This window comes from Micromonospora sp. NPDC000663, assembly GCF_042898105.1.
GTDB lineage: Bacteria > Actinomycetota > Actinomycetes > Mycobacteriales > Micromonosporaceae > Micromonospora.
Genome location: NZ_JBIAYR010000008.1, coordinates 1 through 17,938, shown reverse-complemented (window position 1 = coordinate 17,938; position 17,938 = coordinate 1). Strand labels below are relative to the sequence as shown.

General features: G+C 67.7%; 16 protein-coding genes. 4 read left to right on the top strand and 12 right to left on the bottom strand.

Features of this window, described 5'->3' with window-relative positions:
* Nucleotides 1–37 precede the first annotated feature (37 nt).
* The 9 genes from ACFY1S_RS23415 to ACFY1S_RS23375 all read right to left on the bottom strand — a co-directional run bounded on the left by ACFY1S_RS23415 (nucleotide 38) and on the right by ACFY1S_RS23375 (nucleotide 11,596).
* A complete protein-coding gene (locus ACFY1S_RS23415; protein ID WP_387121769.1) occupies nucleotides 38–1,555 on the bottom strand; it encodes a hypothetical protein in 1,518 nt (505 codons plus the stop codon).
* 499 nt (nucleotides 1,556–2,054) lie between these two features.
* Entirely contained in the window at nucleotides 2,055–2,732 is a 678-nt protein-coding gene (locus tag ACFY1S_RS23410; protein ID WP_387121766.1) for a hypothetical protein, read from the bottom strand.
* A gap of 280 nt (nucleotides 2,733–3,012) precedes the next feature.
* Entirely contained in the window at nucleotides 3,013–3,456 is a 444-nt protein-coding gene (locus ACFY1S_RS23405) for a hypothetical protein (protein WP_387121763.1), read from the bottom strand.
* A gap of 406 nt (nucleotides 3,457–3,862) precedes the next feature.
* Complete coding sequence (locus tag ACFY1S_RS23400) at nucleotides 3,863–4,645, bottom strand: hypothetical protein (RefSeq protein ID WP_387121760.1); 783 nt, start codon at nucleotides 4,643–4,645, stop codon at nucleotides 3,863–3,865.
* 268 nt (nucleotides 4,646–4,913) lie between these two features.
* Nucleotides 4,914–6,671, bottom strand: coding sequence for a ParB/RepB/Spo0J family partition protein (locus ACFY1S_RS23395; RefSeq protein ID WP_387121758.1), 1,758 nt, complete (start codon nucleotides 6,669–6,671; stop codon nucleotides 4,914–4,916).
* Nucleotides 6,672–7,515: 844 nt separating this feature from the next.
* Complete coding sequence (locus ACFY1S_RS23390) at nucleotides 7,516–8,655, bottom strand: DUF932 domain-containing protein (protein ID WP_387121755.1); 1,140 nt, start codon at nucleotides 8,653–8,655, stop codon at nucleotides 7,516–7,518.
* 94 nt (nucleotides 8,656–8,749) lie between these two features.
* On the bottom strand, nucleotides 8,750–9,289 hold the full coding sequence (locus ACFY1S_RS23385) for a hypothetical protein (RefSeq protein WP_387121752.1): 540 nt from the start codon (nucleotides 9,287–9,289) through the stop codon (nucleotides 8,750–8,752).
* 433 nt (nucleotides 9,290–9,722) lie between these two features.
* Nucleotides 9,723–10,283, bottom strand: a complete 561-nt coding sequence (locus ACFY1S_RS23380) for a hypothetical protein (protein WP_387121749.1) — start codon at nucleotides 10,281–10,283, stop codon at nucleotides 9,723–9,725.
* A 563-nt stretch (nucleotides 10,284–10,846) separates the two neighbouring features.
* Nucleotides 10,847–11,596, bottom strand: a complete 750-nt coding sequence (locus tag ACFY1S_RS23375) for a hypothetical protein (protein ID WP_334505356.1) — start codon at nucleotides 11,594–11,596, stop codon at nucleotides 10,847–10,849.
* A 289-nt stretch (nucleotides 11,597–11,885) separates the two neighbouring features.
* Here ACFY1S_RS23375 and ACFY1S_RS23370 point away from each other — a divergent pair, with 289 nt between their 5' ends.
* Nucleotides 11,886–12,656, top strand: a complete 771-nt coding sequence (locus ACFY1S_RS23370) for a hypothetical protein (protein WP_387121746.1) — start codon at nucleotides 11,886–11,888, stop codon at nucleotides 12,654–12,656.
* Between the two features lie 15 nt (nucleotides 12,657–12,671).
* On the opposite strand, the gene ACFY1S_RS23365 is transcribed toward ACFY1S_RS23370, so the two are convergent.
* Nucleotides 12,672–13,001 (bottom strand): hypothetical protein, encoded by a 330-nt coding sequence (locus ACFY1S_RS23365; RefSeq protein ID WP_387121744.1) that lies wholly within the window; start codon nucleotides 12,999–13,001, stop codon nucleotides 12,672–12,674.
* Between the two features lie 68 nt (nucleotides 13,002–13,069).
* Between ACFY1S_RS23365 and ACFY1S_RS23360 the strand changes: the two genes are divergently transcribed.
* Together ACFY1S_RS23360 and ACFY1S_RS23355 are read left to right on the top strand one after the other, a co-directional pair.
* On the top strand, nucleotides 13,070–14,227 hold the full coding sequence (locus ACFY1S_RS23360; protein ID WP_387121741.1) for an IS630 family transposase: 1,158 nt from the start codon (nucleotides 13,070–13,072) through the stop codon (nucleotides 14,225–14,227).
* 7 nt (nucleotides 14,228–14,234) lie between these two features.
* Nucleotides 14,235–14,783: a GNAT family N-acetyltransferase gene (locus tag ACFY1S_RS23355; protein ID WP_387121738.1), complete on the top strand. Its 549-nt coding sequence runs from the start codon at nucleotides 14,235–14,237 to the stop codon at nucleotides 14,781–14,783.
* A 583-nt stretch (nucleotides 14,784–15,366) separates the two neighbouring features.
* Here the strand turns inward: ACFY1S_RS23355 and ACFY1S_RS23350 are convergent.
* Nucleotides 15,367–16,623, bottom strand: a complete 1,257-nt coding sequence (locus ACFY1S_RS23350) for an MFS transporter (protein ID WP_387121735.1) — start codon at nucleotides 16,621–16,623, stop codon at nucleotides 15,367–15,369.
* A 60-nt stretch (nucleotides 16,624–16,683) separates the two neighbouring features.
* Here ACFY1S_RS23350 and ACFY1S_RS23345 point away from each other — a divergent pair, with 60 nt between their 5' ends.
* Complete coding sequence (locus tag ACFY1S_RS23345; RefSeq protein ID WP_387121732.1) at nucleotides 16,684–17,166, top strand: winged helix-turn-helix transcriptional regulator; 483 nt, start codon at nucleotides 16,684–16,686, stop codon at nucleotides 17,164–17,166.
* A gap of 54 nt (nucleotides 17,167–17,220) precedes the next feature.
* On the opposite strand, the gene ACFY1S_RS23340 is transcribed toward ACFY1S_RS23345, so the two are convergent.
* Nucleotides 17,221–17,817 (bottom strand): ISAs1 family transposase, encoded by a 597-nt coding sequence (locus ACFY1S_RS23340; RefSeq protein ID WP_387121729.1) that lies wholly within the window; start codon nucleotides 17,815–17,817, stop codon nucleotides 17,221–17,223.
* Nucleotides 17,818–17,938 lie beyond the last annotated feature (121 nt).

Below are 17,938 nucleotides of genomic sequence, written 5' to 3'. Positions count from 1 at the left end.
CGGCGGAGTCGCGTGCGGCGACTCCCCCGGGCGCTTGTCACTGCTCGTTCTGGTTACTGGGGTTACCGAGCACGTGTACCTGTTGGTTCAGAATGAGCGGCGCGTCGTCCGGCCCCTTGATGTGCGGGCGTACGTAAGTGCGGCGGCGCAGAGCGCGGCCGGGGCCGTAGGGCTGTTCCCGGTAGAACCCCCTGACCCACCACCGGCGGCTGTAGACGCGCGTCGGCGCGTCGTCGGTGGCGTCGCGTCGTGCCTGCTGCTTGCGGCGCAGCCGCACGAGTCGTACGAGTGGGGCGGGCCGGTTGGCGCGTTGGTACGCCTTGCGGGTTGCCTTGTCGGCTGGCTCGTCGGTGATCTCCGCGTCGGGCTGCGTGATGAGGATCCATGTGGCGATCAGGGAGCACAGCATGATGCGGGTCTGTTCGCTGGCGGGCGTGTAGGGCTGGCCAAAACGCAGCCCTACGCCGGTACTCGCGGGCACTAGCCAGCCGATATCCTCGCGGAACTTCTGCAACTCGGGTTCCGTGAGCCGCTGGCGTTGCATGACGAGATCGGCTGGGCCGTAGAACGAGACCCAGACACCGCCGGGAACGGGCCCCCATTGCGCGGCGACGACCGGTACCACCATGCCGCTAATCGGTTCGATCGGCTGGTATACGGGCGTGTGCCAGATGAGCAGTCCGTCAGGGGCAGGCATCTCGACCTGCTCAATGCGAACGTCGGGGAGGTCGCGCGCAGCGTGCGCGGCCAGGGCGGTGAAGTCGGGGTCGATCCAGAAGATGCGCGCGTTTTCGACGTGGTTGGCCATGAGGGCGCAATGCTGCCGCAGCAGTTCGGGATTGTGGCGGTCAACGATGACGGCGGGCGCGTCCAGGGGAGCGCCAGGCAGCATGTGTCCGGGGACCTTGTACGTCTCGCCTCGGGCGAGCGCGTCAAGTAGGTGTTTCGGGCCAGCGTTCCGCCAGAAGCGCACGAGCCTGTCTCGCACCTTCGGCAGCATCTGTGGGCGGAGTGATCGAACCTCGGGAGCGGGGACCGCCTCGGCGCTGCCTGCACCACCGTGATGAGTGGCGCGGTCGGCCGCTGCCATCGGCTGCCGGGCGGGCGTGATGGGCGTCGCGGTGAACAACGCCCGGTGCATGGTGCGCAGGACTTGCACCGAGATGGTTCCGTCTCGGCGGCTAAAGCGCTTGTAGGCGCGTTGGGTGAGACCTTCGGGGTTGCGCTGCTCGACCAGGCGCGCGCACGGCTCGCACGCGTCCCACTTGTTGCCGAAGTTGTGCAACTGCGCGTCGGCGCGGTCGGTTGAAACCGCCAGGTCGACGTTTTCGAAGGCGAAGGTTGCCACGGGACGCGGTGCCGAGCAGAAGTCGCACACGGGCTGCCAATTGGCAAGTTGCGTCAGCGGGACGGGGTCCGGATCGTGGTCCTCGAAGCTGCGGCCAGGGTGGAGGAAAAAAACCTCGTCCCTGGTGGTAACGGCCGTCAGGGATCGGCCGCAGATTCTGCAACCGTACCTGTCGGCCATCGGCAGGGGGTGGTCATGGATACCCATGCGTCTCCTTGGGTTGGGGGTTTGTGTGGTGTGCGGTGGGGGTTCGCCGTCCCCTCCGAACAACTATTACTCTACCCGGTTTAACGTCTCGTGGCTACCCTGTTTGGCCTGTTCGGACATCGGATTCTGTGATCTTGAGAAGTGGATGCCGGCGGGTACGCCGACCACCGTGCGGGGCGCGGTCGTGGCGCGTCCCCCACTTCTTCCGGCGGTGGGGGCGAGTTCACTCGACCCGCGGCGCGCGCAGTGGAGGTCAAGTTCGGGCGCGGGGTTTCGAGGAAAAGATCATGCGGGGTGTGCATGATGTTTTGCGAGCCGCGGCCGGACTTGACCGGAGCGAGCACGTCGCTAGCCTGTTCGGCCCCCACCGAAGGAGAAGGGGTTTTGAGCAGTGCGGCCGCAGGCCGCTTCCGGTTTCCGGTCCGCTAGGACCGGGCCTGAAACCCGGCAGCACCCGACGATTGGCGTGGGTGTTGCCGGATTCGAGTTCCGGGAAGAGCTACCGGCGCTGCTCTGCTTGATCGAGGATCGCCCACAGCGTCGCGCGCTTCCATCTGCGGCGGTGGCGGCCTCTGGGGCCGACGTTGTCTTCGTCGGCTTGGCGAAGCACGTCGTCGGGCAGGGCGTTCGGGCTGTTGTATCCCAGGACCCGTGCGGCCTCGGGGGCGCCGACGAGGTCATCGGGATCACCGGAGCGGTCAGGGTGGCCCTGCGGCGTGGCGCGAGGGCGGCCGGTGTGGGGTGCGCCTTGCCCGGTGCGGCTGTCGGCGATGTCCCACACCGTGCGGCGCTTCCAACGCCGGCGCTTACGGCCGGTTGGGGTGAGGGATTCGTCGTCGACACGCTCAATCAGGAGCGGCCAGATTCGGTTCTGTCCTTGCAGCGAATCGGCGCTTCGGTAGCCCAGCATGCGCGCGACGGTGGCGCTGTTCACGAGCTCGTCGGGATCGCCGCTGCGGTCTACGGCGGCGCTCGCGGCGCGTCGGGCTCTGACTCGGGGCAGCTGGTAGGAGGCGATGCTTTCAGCGAGCCATTTGGTGCCGTCGACGCGTTCGGGAAAGCCGTTGGTGGCCCGCTCGCCGTAGAGCTTGTCCAGGTGGCTAAGGGAGATGCCGAGCATCGCTGCGGCCTGGGCGCGGCCTACGCGGCTGCTGTCGTCGGGATTGCGGGTGGGCATGCGCCGATGATGCCGCATCGACCGGCTGGGCGGCCGTAGGGGCTGCGCGAGCCGCCCGACACGTACGTTGATCACTTTCCTGCTCCGGTGGCCGGTGATGGGTGTCGTAGGATGGGCGGCACGTGCTCGGCGTATGGGCCTTTGGGGGCCTGTGTGGCGTCGGCACCAGGCGGCCGGGGGGAGTTCGCCAAACTAACCCCCCGGCCGTTGCCGTACCCGCCGACGTGCGGTGGTGGGAGCGGTAACGTCGTGTGGTCTGGTGACGTTCGGCCGGCGGGCGTCACTGGCTCGATGGCCCGCGAGCGGCGAGGCGAAGGTAGCGGCGGGCGGTCCGGGCGAGCAGCCCGTACTGCGTGTCCCAGCGCGCAATGATCCGCCCGCTCGGCAGGTGCCGCGCCACGTACTCGCGTCGCGATGCCTGCCAGCCCCCGACGCACACCGGGGTCGACTCGGCAACCAGTTCCCAGCTCTCGCCGTCGGCCGAGGTGACGTGGGCGTACCGCTCGCGGGTCAGCGACCACTGGTCGCCATCGACCGTGAGGACCAGGCCGTTGGCGGTACCGTCGCGGAACAGGTGCTGCCGGCCGGCGCAGTCGCGGATCAACACCACGTCCGCCCGTGCGTCGAGTGGCTGGGGCCGTGTTGCGGCGCACTGCCAGTGACCGCACAGCGGCAGGTGACGTGCCGTCGCACGCTCGGAGTCGGTGAGGGGGGTGGGCAGCATGTCCGGCTCCTTGGGGCAGGTGTGTGGGTTCCGGTGAGGGTTCGCCTCCCCATCCGAACAACTATTACTATACCCGCTTGGCGTGCTGGTGTCCAGGCACGGGCGGCGGTTGTAGGGCGGCTCTGCTCGATGGCCCAGCGGCGTCGGGAGGGCGGACGGCGAAGCTGGCAGGCCGTTGCGGCTGGTTGCGAGCGTAGCGAGCGGCCGGGGCGGCCGGTGCCTGCGGGAGCAACGGTCGGGACCGGCGCGGACCGAGGTAGAAAGCTGGGTCCGGCAACCGGAAGGGGCACGGGCCGGACCGGCGGCAGCCGGCGTCGACCGGATGCGTGCAGTGCTGCTGACACCTCCGGCGGTGACACCAGCGCTGGCACTTCCCGTCGTCGTTTGCGATGCGGCAATGGGACGGTCATGGCTGTCGGCCGGGTGTGAGTCGGTGGTGTAACTCGGACAGGGTGAGCCGGTGGCGTTGCCGTTGGCGCTGCTCGGTGAGGATGGCGACATCGCCGAGCTGCTCGCGTAGCTGGGCCTCAGCCGCTTCGGCGGCAGCGTAATGGTCAGGGAGGACCTGCAGCAGCCGCGTCCAGTGGTTCTTGCCGGCCCGGACGCAGGCCCCGCCGCAGTTGTTGTGCGGTAGCCCGAGGTCGTACAGCCGCGGTGGGCGTAGCCCGAGTCGACGCGCCCAGGCCAACAAGTCGTCTTTGCTCAGGTGCGGCGGGTCCAGCAGGGGGAAGCTAGTCGCCCAGGGATTCCAGCCGGCGGCGATGGCGGGGGAGCGCCGCCGGTCGCGGGGTGAGGCGTCGAGTCCGATGTACAGGGTGGTGGAGTCCGGGTCTGTGTGGGTTTCGAGCCACTGGCGGCACGGTCGGATTTTCAGGGCGAGAGTGCAGGGCGCGACGCGGCTGTTGCCGAGGTAGCGCACGTCCTGGAAGAGCTGCCAGGGGGTGCGGCCGTCAGCAACGCGAGTGATGGGAACACCGAGCTGGGCGCTGCTGTCGTCCAGCCAGCGATACAGGTCAGGGTCTTCGGTGAGGACGTCAGCGAAGAGTAAGACCAGTCGGTCGGTGCCGTGTTGGGCGGCGACACGTTGCGCGGCGGCCCAGCTTGCGATGCCTCCGGAGTATTGGACAACGTGCAGGCGGTCGGCAGAGCTGCCCGATCCAGGGAGCGAGGGTGGAGTTCTTGAGGGCATGGCGGTCCGTTCGGAGCGTGGCCTGTGGTGATGTGGTCTTTGCGTGCCGGTCGGACGGCGGGTGAGCGCCGAGCCGGGGGAGGCGAGGGGGCGGCGCGTGAGCGCCCCTCGTCGGAGCCGGTGCGCTCGATGCGCCCCGGTTCCGTCACCGCGCGTCAGGTTTGGCGGTGCTCGGTGACGCGACGAACGACCAGGGGTGTCGGCGCGGCCGTTGCGGTGTTGGTGGCCGTGCCGGTCGGGGGCCTGGTATGGCCCCCGACCGGCAGGCTTATGCGGCGAGCGTGCTTTCCAGCTCGGACCCCGAGGGCTGGTCGCTGTCGTCTCGGAGGGCGCGGGTCGGCCCTTCGTCCGGTCCGTCCGCGCTGGTGGTGGTGTCGATGGTGTCGGCGTCGCCTTCGATCAGCAGTTCGTCGGGCTCTGGGGCGGCGACGACGCTGAGGCCGGCGCGCTGCTTCGTGCGGTTAGCTACGCCGTCGATGATGAGCTGTTCGACCTCGCCGACCTGGAAGCCATTAGCTACGCCGTCGATGATGAGCTGTTCGACCTCGCCGACCTGGAAGCCATTAGCGACGCACCATTGCAACCACTTGGCGACCGCCGGGTCGGGTGCCCGCCACGAGGATCGGGTGATGCCGCTTTCGTTGGCGGCGGCGATGGCCGCGAGTGAGATGACGGTGTAGCGGCCGTCGCTGACGCCCCGGGCCGGAACGCGCTTGGTGCCGGGACGCTTGGCCTTGCCCGGCGACAGAAGGTCGTCGAGCATTTTCCGGCCGCCATTGACCCAGGTGGAAAGGATGTAACCGGAGTCGGCCAGCATGTCCGCGATCAGCTTTGCCGTGCCCTTGGGAGGGGTCTTGGCGGTCAGGAACGTGGCCAGCCATTCGCGGCGGACCTTGTTGGCGATCTCCATGGCCTTGTTGTTCCCGATGACCAGCCGCCGTTCCGCCTTCTCCTCCTCGGTCATGGGACCGCTGCGAGCGGAGGTGACAGCGTGGGCGGGAAGGGCATGGCCGTATTTGCGCCAGTCGGTGCAGTAGCTCGTCTCCGACAGCCGGTCGCCGTAGGCGAGGAACAGCCGAACAGCGTGCCCCGGGCAGTCGCTGTGCGCCTCGGCGTCGACGCGGTTGCCCTCGGCGTCGCGCAGGTCGGTAATCTCCTTGATCTTGGGGTCGTTGTACCGAGGGTGTTCGGACAGCAGCGTCACCCCGGCGGTGGCGAGTTCGGCGCGGCGGGCCGCCTCTGCGGCGATGGCGGCGCGGGCGCCGCGATAGTGCTCTACCGCACGGGCGAACGCGAACGGACCTTCTTCGGCCTCCTCTAGCAGTCTTTCGACGCGGTTGGGTTCGTCGGCGAACTCCGCGAGCGCGGCGACCTGAGTGAGGTCCAGGCCGAGGGTCTGCGTGCGCTCGGCGGTGCGCTTGTCCAGGGTGGCGAGTTGCCGACCGGCCTTGACGTGCTCCGGTTGGTAGCCGGTGCGCTCGGCGATGTCCTTGTCGCTCATGCCGTCGAGGGCGAGTTGTTCGATGGCTCGGGCCTGCTGAGTTGCGGTGAGTTCCGTACGGTGAACCTGCCGAAGCATGCTGATGATTTGCTCGCGGTTCGCGGCCAGGTCCTCGCGCACGATGACCGGGATCCACTCCTGGTCTGCTTCGACGGCGGACCGGTAACGCTGCTCGCCGTCGATGATCAGATACGGGCCGTCCTCGTCCGGTCCGAGCGGGACGACGATGAGAGGTGAGAGGAGGCCGCGAACGCCGTCCTGGTGCAGGTTCTGCACGATGCCGGGCAGGGCCTGCGCATCATCGCGGGCGTTGCCGGGGTTCGGCTGGATGTTCTTGACCCTGACCATGCAATGCCGGCCGGGCAGGGCGGGTACTTCCTGGGCCTCGTCGGTTTCCTCGACGCCCACATCGGTAGCGGTTGCTCCGTCGGCTTCGGTCAGGGATGCGGCGTCTTGGGGGCTGTTCGGGGCCTCGGTCTCAACCGGCGGATCGAGCTGCTGTGCGATTTCGGTTTCCGTAAGCACGGTTCGTGCTCCCTTCGGGCTGTGGGTGTGTTGGTTGTCCGGTCGCGTCTGGGGTTGCCGTCCAGAGCGCGCCGGGGCTTGCGGGATTGTTGTCGGTAGCGGCGGTGGCGGGCTGCGCGCCGAGCGCTGTGGAGTTGTCAAGGAACGGCGTTCGATCGGTCAGGCCGCTGTCGGCAGGGCGGTGAGGTGCGGGCGGCTGGGCGGGGACGGCATCGTGCAGCCAGCGCATGTGCCGTCATCCCAGCGGTGCGGGCTCGCGCCGTCGCCTGCCGGGCACGGCCGACACTGCAGATCGGTGATCTCCGCGCGGTTCAAGCAGATCGGGCATAGACCCCAGTTGGCGGTCGGCGGACCGGAAATGAGGATGTCGCAGTCAGCGCAACACCGGCCCGCTTGCCGAAGGGCGCGACCGATGATGTCCGCCGTGGCGATCGCACGGTGGGCAGCGGCGGGAAGGCTCCTCCACGCGGCAGTCGCCTGTACGCGCTGCCAGTCGTCGTCGCTCAGCGCCGGGCTAGGGAGGCTGGCCGGGTCGTCGGCCTGGGCTTGGAGGTATGCCTCAACCTCGATGCGGCCGAACAGGGGGCCGGTCCAACGGAAGGTGCGGGCGAGAACGGATACGAGGTGCCGAGCGTCGGGCTCGGGGAGGTTGCGGGGTAGCGACACACCGTGAGGCAGCCCGATGAACATAGGCATGGTTGCTCCATCAAGGGGTGGAGGGACATTGCGAGGCGGCACGCGGGAAACCCGCGTACGGGTGCGGACCCGAGAGCACGGACGAGCCGGCGATGAGCGGGCGCGGCCGGGGGGCCGGGTGCCGGCGGAGCGGCACCCGGCGGGCCGGTCAGACCGTGGCCGCGATCTCCATGGCGCGTACGCCGACGCTTTCCATGTCGAACGCGGCGTCGGGGTCGCTGAGCGTCTGCGCCGCGCTGGTGACCGCGTGCAGCATTCCTCCGGCGGTGCGGTCCCCGCCGTCGATGAAGTGGTTCAGGATCAGCCGCTGCTCATCCTCGGTGAACCGCAGCCGCTGCCCGACAACCCGAATGGTGGTGTCGGGGTCGGGGATCCGCCGGCCCGCCTTCTCTTCAAGCTCCTCGATCTTGCGGCGGACGTAACGGACGTCGAGAAAGCGGCGTACCGCGTCGCGGGCCTGCTTGCCGATGAGACTGAGGTTTGCCTCGTGGGTGTCGTTGCTCCACCGGATCGTGCCCTCGTCCATCTTCGCGCCGAGGTGCACGGAGCGCAGCGCGTCCTTGGTGATGGTGACGCCGTTGTCGCACACCTGGACGACGATGCGCGGGGTAACGGTCATCGCGCCGGAGCCGGTTTCGCTGTTGGTGAAGACGAGCCCGGCGAAGACGGTCGGGTTGTCCGCGCCGGTTGCCCCATTGAAAGGGCTGCGGTAGTTGCGCAGCAGGGCAGGGGCGAGAGACCTGATGGCCTCGGAGTGGACCCGAACGACCATGCGTCGCTCGCTCAGGTCGCACGCGAGTTCCACCCGCAACCCGGACTCCCGGATGCCGGACAACACCGACATCAGCACGTCGAGGTGGTCAATGATCTTGTATCCGTCGCTGAGGAAGGCGCGCAGGATTCCGCCGCCGTTGCCGTCTGACAGGCAGCGGGCGAGGTATCGCTTGCCGTGCTGGAGATCAAACCAGCCGTTGACGTTATCGTCGTAGAGGTGCAGGGCCTGGGCGCGGGTCTTGCGCAGGTAGGCGGTGGGGATGCCGAGCTTTTCGCCGATTCCAGCGTCGCCGATTTCGGTGGGCAGGTACAGCCCATCGGCGGGGGTGACGCCGGTGTCGGTGAGGATCGGCTCTGCGCCCGTGATGCGAAGATGGCCGGCTTCGGCGCGCAGCATTCCGGTGCCGGCGACGATGTCGAGCTTGTGGCTGTGCTGAGCGTTGAGGATGGCGTTCAGATCGGCCAGGCTTGCGTGTCGGGCGGTCAGGGGAATGGTGTCGAGCGTTCCACTCACGGTGATTTCCTTCGGTCGGGAATCGTTGGTATTCGGTCGGGGGTTGCCGCCCCTCCCTCATGTATTTAATGATACATGATGCGGTCCTTTGTGTCTAGTTGGGGCCGTTCTCTCGAATGGGATTCTGGGTGGCGGCGGCGTTGTGCCCGGTGGTGGCGGTTGGCGGGAGGGGGCGCGGGTGATCCGGAATGAGTTGCATCTGCGCGTGTCGCAGAGTGGCGGTTGCCGCCTGGATGGTCTCAAGAACACCGATGAGCGCGGTGTCGTTGGCCTCTGCGGCGAGGTCCGCCAGTTCGCTGTTACGGATTTGACTAAGCGTGAGATCGCGTAACGCCTCAGACACGCCGTTGTGGAGGCTGTAGCGACCCAGCGTCATCAACTGTGCTTTCGTGTAGGGCTCGCTTCGTACGACGCACATGCACCAGCAGGTGAGGTCAAGGGAGTCGAGGTGTTGGTGCCAGTTTGTGGGCTCCGTCTCCGGGTGGAGGGCAAGGATGAGGTCGCGGCGAGTGGCGACGTCGTAGGTGTTCCGAATGATGGTCGGTCGCCGATAACGCTTAGTGCGGGGCTTTGTACAGTCGTTGCGATGCACCTCGGATTGGCGGCGTGGAAACTGAACGTGCACGAGCTGCATGGGGTCACCTTTTTGTTGGGTAAATTCGGTGGTGTGGGTTCCTAGGCCCCCGCGCCACCCAATGCGCGGCACTCTGAATAACCAATGTATTTAATGATACATGCTTCCTGGAGTCCGTGTCATTCGGGTCGGTTTCTTGGGACGCGTTTCGCGCATCCGTGCGCGAGGTTGAAGATTCTTCCCGGCGGCCTGATCTTCGATCCACCATGTTCGGGGGTGAGTCGCAAGCCCGGGGTGTGGGTTTGCGACTCACCCCCGAACATGGTTGTCCCTTGGGGCAGGCCGCCGGGAAGAATCGACGCTGCCCTGACTCATCCCGGAGCCTGCCTCGCCGGCGAGGCGCCGCGGTTCAGCGGCGGGACGCTGACCCGGCGGGAGGCCATCGGCCGGAGGCCGATTCGAGACGCAGAGACGACGAGGGCTGTGTCCGGGGCTAGTGGCCGGAAGTAGGGGCGGACGCCGTTGCTTCCGGCCCTGGGGACTGGCTTGCTCCGTACCCTTCGGGGCGCTGAACCTTCCCCGTCCTACTGTTGATCCACGCCTGCACTCGGTGGCGTTTCCAGTATCGGATCATTCCCTGTGCGGGGGCCGGCTCTTCGACGTCAAACCGGGGAAGGTAGCCATCCTCGCCGCGGTCCCACGCCGCCCTGCTGAGGCCGACGTAGTAGTCCCATGTCCCTTGGCTGATGCCGAGAATCTTCCGAAACTCGGTCGCGGAGATCAGTGCCTCTGGATCGCCGACGAGGTCGACGCAGTGAACGCGTGCTTGCCCCGCCTCGACGATCTGCGGCAGGAGGATGTCTCGGACGTTTTCCAGCTCATCGACGGGAAACCATGACTTCTTGTCCTGCTTAACCGGCGCGGGCCAGCCGGAATCCTGCTCCCGCTGCTTTGGCGATGTCTTGAGTCGGACGGTCGCCTCGGACCGGCGGGTCAGCTCGGCTGCGCCGGCAATGTCGGTGTGTGGTCGGCCACCGATGTACCGGATCTCCATGTCTGTTCCTGCCCGCGAGTGGCCAGCGGCTGGAACGGCCGGGGGAACAACGTCCGCGAACGAACGAAGTGGCAACCCCCCGGCCGCGTGAAACAACCAACGTTCCCAACCTCACGCCGCGAACGCGGTGTGAGGCCGAAGAGGTTCCGATGGTAGCAGTCGGCCGACGATTGTCATGGGAAAGGACGACCGGACAGGAGGCGGTTCAGGGAGCGGATGACCAGCGCCAACCGAGACGCGGCCACCCCGTCGAAGTCCGGTTGACTCCGCGACTCTGCCGGAGTCCGGTTGGCGTGACGCACGCTAGAGGTTCGACGACATGTTAGTTGGCCGCCATGGGGAGCCCGAGTGCTGGGGCTGTCGGGGCGTCTTCGCATGGGACTGGCCGCTTCTTTCGAGGGCAGCGGTTCTACCGGGGGTGAAGTATCGTCGATGGGACGGCGCTGCTCGTTCCCCCGTGCGAGCAGCGCCGCTCTATCGGTGCCGACTGACGGTGGCCCGAACCGCCTAGTTGGGCGGGGAACTGCAGATGTTCCCGTGTATGCCCAGGCTGTGTTCCTCCGTCACCCCTCCGCGTCGGCCAGAGTCCTGGCGACCAGTTCGGCGATCTGCTCCGGATGCGCGTACCAGCAGTACAGCCCGAATGAGACAGGCTTCCAAGTTGACCCGCTTTCGGTCGGGAAGAGTAGTTGCCAGCTGGCCTCGCTGCTCAGGGACAGGTGTCGGTCTCTTCCCAACCCCCAACGGGTCTCCGATTCGAAGACATGCACGTCGGTAACCTCGATACCACGGGATCGTAGGTGCTCTACGACCCCCAAGATCAGGGTGTCCATATCGAGCGCAGGACTACGGTCATCCGGCGCAGCCACCCTGTGCAAAGGCAGCTTGGCGTCTCGCAGAAGGTCGGCTGCCTCGTTCAACTCTGCTCGTGCGGCGTCCGGCTCGCCGGCGAGCTCGCCGCGCTGATGCGCCGCGTCGAGCCATACGCCCAGCCCCTCGGCGACGCCAGCGAGGGCATCGATGTGCTGCCCGAGCGCTGCCACCACCGCGTCGACGTCCCGAGTGGTCCGCAGCGCGTACGGCTCGCGCAGCGCGTCGCTCAACGTCCCGGCCTTTTCCGCCAGGTAGCGAGCACTAGCCACGGCGTACAGCGCGGTAGTGGTGCCCGGCTCGCGGTCGAGCCCTTCTAGGTGCTCGTTGTCATGCTTATGGTCTTGATGTACCTGCTCGTAGTCGCTCTCTACGCTTAGCTCGTACTCGTCGTGGTAGCGCACCGGCACTCCCGCGATGGTTACGGTATCGGTTTCGCTCATCGTCGCCCCTCTCGCACGCGCCGGTGCCCGGCCGGACAGCCAGCAAGGTACGCGCTCGGGACTCTGTCTCGGCGCGCCCCTTGCCCGGCGCGTTGCTTAACAAGAGCAGGCACCGGCAGACAGCCTCACGCGCGATGCGCTCAGAAACGGGTCTCCATCCGATCTGCGACCGCAAGGTGTGGCGCCAGCGGTGCGCTCGCCAAGGTTGATATGCATGCCCGTGGAACGTTCCCACGGACTGCGCCGGCATGGAGACCGATCGTCGAGGGGACGGCTTACCGTTATAGACATGAATCAAGCGGAGGTGCCTGAGGGTCCGATACGTGACCTGCCGCTGCTGCGCGAGCAGGCGGGTGTCCGCGACCGTACGGTCGACGAGCACATGTTCCGGGTGGGGAACTCAAGCTTCCGGCTCCAGCTATTCGCCCGGAGCGGCGTGCGACCGGTCGCGTTGGCGACGCAGACTGACCGCGAGGGCGCGGCTTTGATGAACGGGGCGGAGCGGTTTGTCGCGGCGATCTGGCAGCGGCACTGCCCGGATGAGCAGGATCCGCCGATCTTTATCGCGCATCAGCTGCTCGATAGCAAGGACCTTGGGTTGATGCACTATGGATTTACCGCCGCTGGCCCCCACACGGTGGGTGCGCCGAGGTGGGGGCCGCGGCTAAGCGAGGCAGAGCTGCGCGTGCTGGTCGGGGGTCCGGTCGACGTGTCGCGCGGAGACGGCTACATCGAGCCAGCGCGGCCGCAGGAGGGCCGGATGCGGTACGCAGTCGCCGCAGTGGTCGGCCTCCCCCGACCCGATCTGCACGGCGATCCGCCCTGCATGCCATCGGGAGCGCCGTGGTGGCGGCGTGTCGGCCGTCAAGTGGCACCGAGGCGCCGCGGCCGCGGATGCTGCTCCTATCACGACGGTGACTGGGGTGCCGCTTCCGAAGCCGCGATCCGCGCACTGGCCCGCGTCGAGGCCAGGCCCACGGAGCCCACGGACGACGGCGAGGACGACCAGCTGTACCGCCTGCTTGACGCGTTGCGGACGCTAAGTGCTGCTCACCGTTAGTTCGTCGGGGGCAGGTCAGAGCATCGAGTCGTCGAGATAGAGACCGCAGGCGCAGTCGAGGGCTTCTTCTGCCGTGCCTGCCGTGCGGCCGCTGGGCAGGAAGGAGTCTTCGTAGCCGTCTTTGCTGGCCAGGTAGATCGCGAAGCCCCACAGGTTGGCGTAGCCGGCGTAGGGCAGGCGGCACAGCGGCAGCGTAGTGCCGTCGGGTAGCCGGCCGGTGACGTAGGCGAAGCTGCCGTGGTAGCGCACGTCGAGGGCGGCCAGCGCGGGCCAGTGGCTTCGGGCATGCGCGGCCAGGCGCTGGCGTAGCGAGGTCTTGGTCGATTCGGGCGGGGCTTTGGCCACGGTAGTCATGGTGCCGCACCCGGTACGGCGTGTCGGTGCCACCGTCGCGGCGTGCCGGGTGGCAGAACATGCCGATGCCCTCGATGAGCCCCTATGTAATCGTCCTCGCCCCTGATGAGCACGCCGCGCTGCGGGCCCTGGCCCGGCGGCCTTCGGCCGCGTACCGGATGGTGACCCGGGCACGGATCGTGCTGGCCGCCGCCGACGGCGACACGAACACCGCGATCGCCGTCCAGTTGGGGATGCACGTCGACACGGCACGCAAGTGGCGCAGCCGGTTCTACACCCAGCGGATGGACGGACTGCGCGACGCGCCCAGGTCGGGGCGGCCGCCACTGTTCACCCCGGCCCAGCAGGCGCAGGTCAAGGCCTTGGCCTGTGAACTGCCTGCCGACCGTGGGGTGCCGCTGTCACGCTGGAGCGCGGCCGAGCTGGCCGGCGAGGCGGTCACCGCGGGCGTCGTCGGCGACGTGTCCGCCTCGACCGTGGCCCGCTGGCTGGCCGCTGATGCGATCAAGCCGTGGCGGTTTCGGTCGTGGATCTTTCCGCGTGATCCGGACTTCGCTGCGAAGGCCGATGTGGTGCTCGACCTGTATGCGCGCCTGTGGCAGGGCCGGGCGCTGGGTGCCGGCGAGTTCGTGATCAGCGCGGACGAGAAGACCTCCATCCAGGCCCGCTGCCGCTGCCATCCGACCCTGCCCCCGGGCCGGTCGAGGCTGATGCGCGTGGAGCACGAGTACGACCGCGGTGGAGCCCTGGCCTACCTGGCGGCACTCGACGTTCACTGCGGGAAGGTCTACGGCCGCTGCGAACCGACTACCGGGCTGGCCCCGTTCGCGCGCCTTGTCGAGCAGGTCATGACCCGTGAGCCCTACGCCTCGGCGCGCAGGGTGTTCTGGATCGTCGACAACGGCTCCTCCCACCGTGGCCAGGCGTCGATCGATCGCATGAGCGCCGCGTGGTCCAACGCGACCGTGGTGCACACCCCGCTGCACGCCAGCTGGTTGAACCAGATCGAGATCTACTTCTCGATCGTGCAGCGCAAGGTCGTCACGCCCAATGACTTCTACGACCTGACCGACGTCGAGAACCGGTTGGACGCGTTCCACGACCACTACAACCTCGCCGGCCGCCCGTTCAACTGGCGCTACACGAAGAGGGACCTCGACGCACTCCTCAAACGCCTTGCCGACCACGCCCCTACCCACAGCCTCGGATCACTATGATCAAGTCATGGCGCGTTCGACACCCATAAAGCCGCCGGCCGCGCCATTCGTCGACGGCGTCGTCGCGGTGCGGGTGCGTCATGCTGCTGATCTGGACGCCATCGCTGCGGCTAGCCACGACCCTGAGACGCGTCGTTGGCTGGACGACGAGCCGATGGATGATGAGGCCCGCAGGACGAGCATGGCTCGTGTCGAGGAGGCGTGGCGCAGCGGCAGAGCGACTCCGCTCGTGATCGCGGACGCCGTGACGGACGAGCCCGTCGGGATCATCAATCTGCAATTCCGAGATGACAACGTGGCCACCATCGCCTACAGCGTGTTCCCCGGTAGTCGTGGCCGCGGCATCGCGCCCCGCGCCGTCCAACTGCTCGCAGCGTGGGCATTTGGCGAGGTCGGGCTGACCCAGCTCCTCCTCGAGGCTGACGAGGCGAACCTGGCCTCGGTGAGGGTCGCCGAGAAGAGCGGGTTCCAGCGGATCGACAGCCGAACGGTGACGAAGCCGGACGGCGTGCCACACACGACCGTGGTCTTCGCCCGCCACAGAGCGGAAACATAGTGCTGCTCAGCGTCAATCGTTGCGAGTACTGAGTTTGACAGTCGTGGCAGGCTCGCCCGAGTCGCTCTAGACCCCGCTACGCCAGCGCCTGCACGCTGCTCGTCGAATCACGTGAAGATCGACTCGATCGGTCCGCAAACGCCTCGCCATGCCACCCATATCCGATGCCGCGTAACCCCTGACGAACTAGCGGCGAGAAGCACTAAGCGACGAGCATCGCCTCGACGAGTGGACGATGGAGGCGGCGGCGAGTCTTTTCACGGATCCGATCCAGCCGCTGCGCGGCGAGGGCGGACCGTACATTAACCTCGGACTTTCACGGCGGCGGTGATCTTGAGGGTTGAGAAGGCTCGGTGGAGGCGGCGAAGCGCCTGCCACGTAAGGAAACTGTCCGGTGTCGAGTCGTTCGCAGTTCCTTGCGCGGAAGGCACTTGGTAGGTGCAGATTACCCAGTGGTCCCAGGTCAACGAGCTGCGGGCCGACATCTCAACCGAGAACCTGCAGCATTTGAATCAAACGTTGTCCCACTTCCGAGCCCCGCACATTGGGTCAACGAGTCGTCAAGGCGCACATGTCATGCATGTCAATGGATCGATTTTTTCAGCCGCACCCGGGGTAGGGTCACCGCCCAGAGCAGGAACGCGAGTGCGCTGATCCCCGCCCCCAGCACGCACACGCCACCCCAGCCGGCCCGCGCGTACACGGCGGTCGAAGCGATCCCCCCGGCGCCGCTGCCGATCGAGTAGAAGACCATGTAGCCGCCAATCAGCCGGCTGCCGGCGTCCGGCCGCAACTCGTAGATGACGGACTGGTTGGTGACATGGACCGCCTGCACGGCGAGGTCGAGCAGGACCGCGCCGATCGCCAGCGCCCACAGCGACTGTCGGGTGAGCCCGATCGGCAACCAGGACAGGACGAGCAGGACGAGAGCGACGCCGGTGGTCCACCCGGCCAGGCCACGATCGTTCAGCCGACCCGCGGGAGCCGCCGCCAACGCACCCGCCACCCCGGCAAGCCCGAAGGCGCCGATCGCGCTGTGCGACAGCGACAGCGGCGGTGCGCTGAGCGGCAGCGCGACCCCGCTCCACAGGACGCTGAACGCGGCGAAGATGAGCAGGGCGAGCAGGGCACGGACGCGGAACAGGGGTTCCTCGGTGAACAGTGACACGGTCGAGCGGAGCAGCCTGCCGTACCGGAGGCGGTTGCGGGCCGGCGGGTGGTACGGCAGTACCCGGTACAGGAGCCCCGCGATCGTCACGGTCAACGCGGCGGAGACGAGGTAGACCGACCGCCAGCCGGCGAGGTCCGCCAGGATGCCGGACACCGTCCGGGCGAACAGGATGCCGATCACCACCCCGCTGGTCACCAGGCCGACGATCCGACCGCGGTTGGCCGGTCCCGCCAGCGCGGCGGCGTACGCCACCATCGACTGGGTCACCACCGCGAGCAGTCCCACCGTGGCGATGCCGGCGAGCAGAACCAGCGACGTGCCGGCGGTACCGACCACGGCCAGCGCGCCGGCCAAGAGCAGCAGCTGTGTCACGACCAGCCGCCGCCGGTCCACCAGGTCACCGAGCGGGACGACGAGGAACAGGCCGAGCCCGTAACCGAGTTGGGTGATGGTCACCACGATGCCCACGGTCGCCGGGCTGAGCGCGAACTCCCGGCCGATGGTCACCAGCAGTGGTTGCGCGAAGTAGACGTTTGCCACCGTCGCCCCGGCGGCGACGGCGAAGAGCAGGGTGAGCCACCCGGACAGCCCAGGGGGCGACGCCGCTCGGCTTCTCGTCCGGTCGGCGCCGGCCAGGCCCATCCCCGGGTCATGGTTGCATGTTGCCACCAGGGCACGGTACGGGAGGGCGGTAGCATGTTGCAACCGACATGTGACGAGGAGAGCACGATGGTGAAACGGACCCGCTTCGACGACGCCGAGTGCCCGGTGGCCCGGTCAGTCGACGCGATCGGGGACTGGTGGTCGCTGCTCATCGTGCGCGACGCGTTCGACGGCAGCCGCCGCTTCGGCGAATTCCAGCGCAGCCTCGGGGTGGCGAAGAACATCCTCGCCGCCCGCCTGCGGACCCTGGTCGCCAGCGGCGTGATCGAGATCGTCGAGGCCACGGACGGTGGCAGCTACCACGAGTACGCGCTGACTGAGAAGGGCAAGGGCCTCTTTCCGGTCATCGTGGCACTACGGCAGTGGGGCGAGACCCACTGCTTCGAGCCGGGCGAACCGCACTCGGAAATGATCGACCGCCAGCACGGGCACCCGCTGCGCGCCCTGGAGGTCCGATCCGACGACGGGCGACAACTCGGTCCGGACGACACCATCATCAACAAGGTCGCCAGTCCGGGCCGAGACGCGACAGCAGCTATTTTCACCTGAAATGGACGAAGACCCGGCCGAAGTCGTTCGAGTCCCAGGGTCCCGGCAAAGTCGTTAGGTGATGCCGAGTAGGGCCAGTGGTCGTTTGGCGTCGCGGGCGTGGTGGCGGTTGGCGGCGGCGATGTTGGTGACGCCGGCCAGGCGCAGGGCGCCGATGGCGGCGTTGCGGATGGTGGCCATGACCTGGGGGCCGGTGCCGGTGCGGATCTGGGAGCGGTCTTCGTCGTAGGTGACGTCGCGGACCCAGTGGGTTTTGTTCTCGATGGTCCAGTGTCTGCGTATCCAGCCGGCGAGGTGCATGGGTTTGGCTTGATGGGCTTGGAGGTCGGTGATCGCGTAGACGGTCTGGGTGGTGAAGCGTTTCGGCTCGTCGAGACGGCGTCGGCGGCGCCGGATCTGGATGGCCTGGCTTGCGCCGGGAAACTCGATGCCGGAGGAGACTGACAGGACCTTCAGGGTGCGGATCTCCCGACGTCCGTGCCCACGTGCAGTGTCGCGGTCATCGTCGGACACCAGCCGCCAGGGCAGGCCGGCCAGTTGCTGGTGCAGGCCGGGCTGGTTGCCCTTGACGGTGAGGATCCAGTGCGCGCCGCGTCGGTCGAGGTAGGCGACGTGCTCACGCTGGCAGTGCAATGCATCCGCGGTCACCACGACGCCTCGCAGGTCGTCGATCAGGTCTAGTGCCGTGACCACGAACGTTCACGGTGTTGGATGACACGCCGTCCGGCCTGTCGGCCGGGCGGCGTCGCGGCGGTCAGGCTGTGGCGGTGGC

Bases quoted from the DNA above. Each gene is read 5' to 3' on its own strand.
- ACFY1S_RS23415 (WP_387121769.1), bottom strand. From the start codon at position 1,555: ATGGGTATCCATGACCACCCCCTGCCGATGGCCGACAGGTACGGTTGC.
- ACFY1S_RS23410 (WP_387121766.1), bottom strand. From the start codon at position 2,732: ATGCCCACCCGCAATCCCGACGACAGCAGCCGCGTAGGCCGCGCCCAG.
- ACFY1S_RS23405 (WP_387121763.1), bottom strand. From the start codon at position 3,456: ATGCTGCCCACCCCCCTCACCGACTCCGAGCGTGCGACGGCACGTCAC.
- ACFY1S_RS23400 (WP_387121760.1), bottom strand. From the start codon at position 4,645: ATGCCCTCAAGAACTCCACCCTCGCTCCCTGGATCGGGCAGCTCTGCC.
- ACFY1S_RS23385 (WP_387121752.1), bottom strand. From the start codon at position 9,289: ATGCAGCTCGTGCACGTTCAGTTTCCACGCCGCCAATCCGAGGTGCAT.
- ACFY1S_RS23380 (WP_387121749.1), bottom strand. From the start codon at position 10,283: ATGGAGATCCGGTACATCGGTGGCCGACCACACACCGACATTGCCGGC.
- ACFY1S_RS23375 (WP_334505356.1), bottom strand. From the start codon at position 11,596: ATGAGCGAAACCGATACCGTAACCATCGCGGGAGTGCCGGTGCGCTAC.
- ACFY1S_RS23370 (WP_387121746.1), top strand. From the start codon at position 11,886: ATGAATCAAGCGGAGGTGCCTGAGGGTCCGATACGTGACCTGCCGCTG.
- ACFY1S_RS23360 (WP_387121741.1), top strand. From the start codon at position 13,070: ATGCCGATGCCCTCGATGAGCCCCTATGTAATCGTCCTCGCCCCTGAT.
- ACFY1S_RS23355 (WP_387121738.1), top strand. From the start codon at position 14,235: ATGGCGCGTTCGACACCCATAAAGCCGCCGGCCGCGCCATTCGTCGAC.
- ACFY1S_RS23345 (WP_387121732.1), top strand. From the start codon at position 16,684: ATGGTGAAACGGACCCGCTTCGACGACGCCGAGTGCCCGGTGGCCCGG.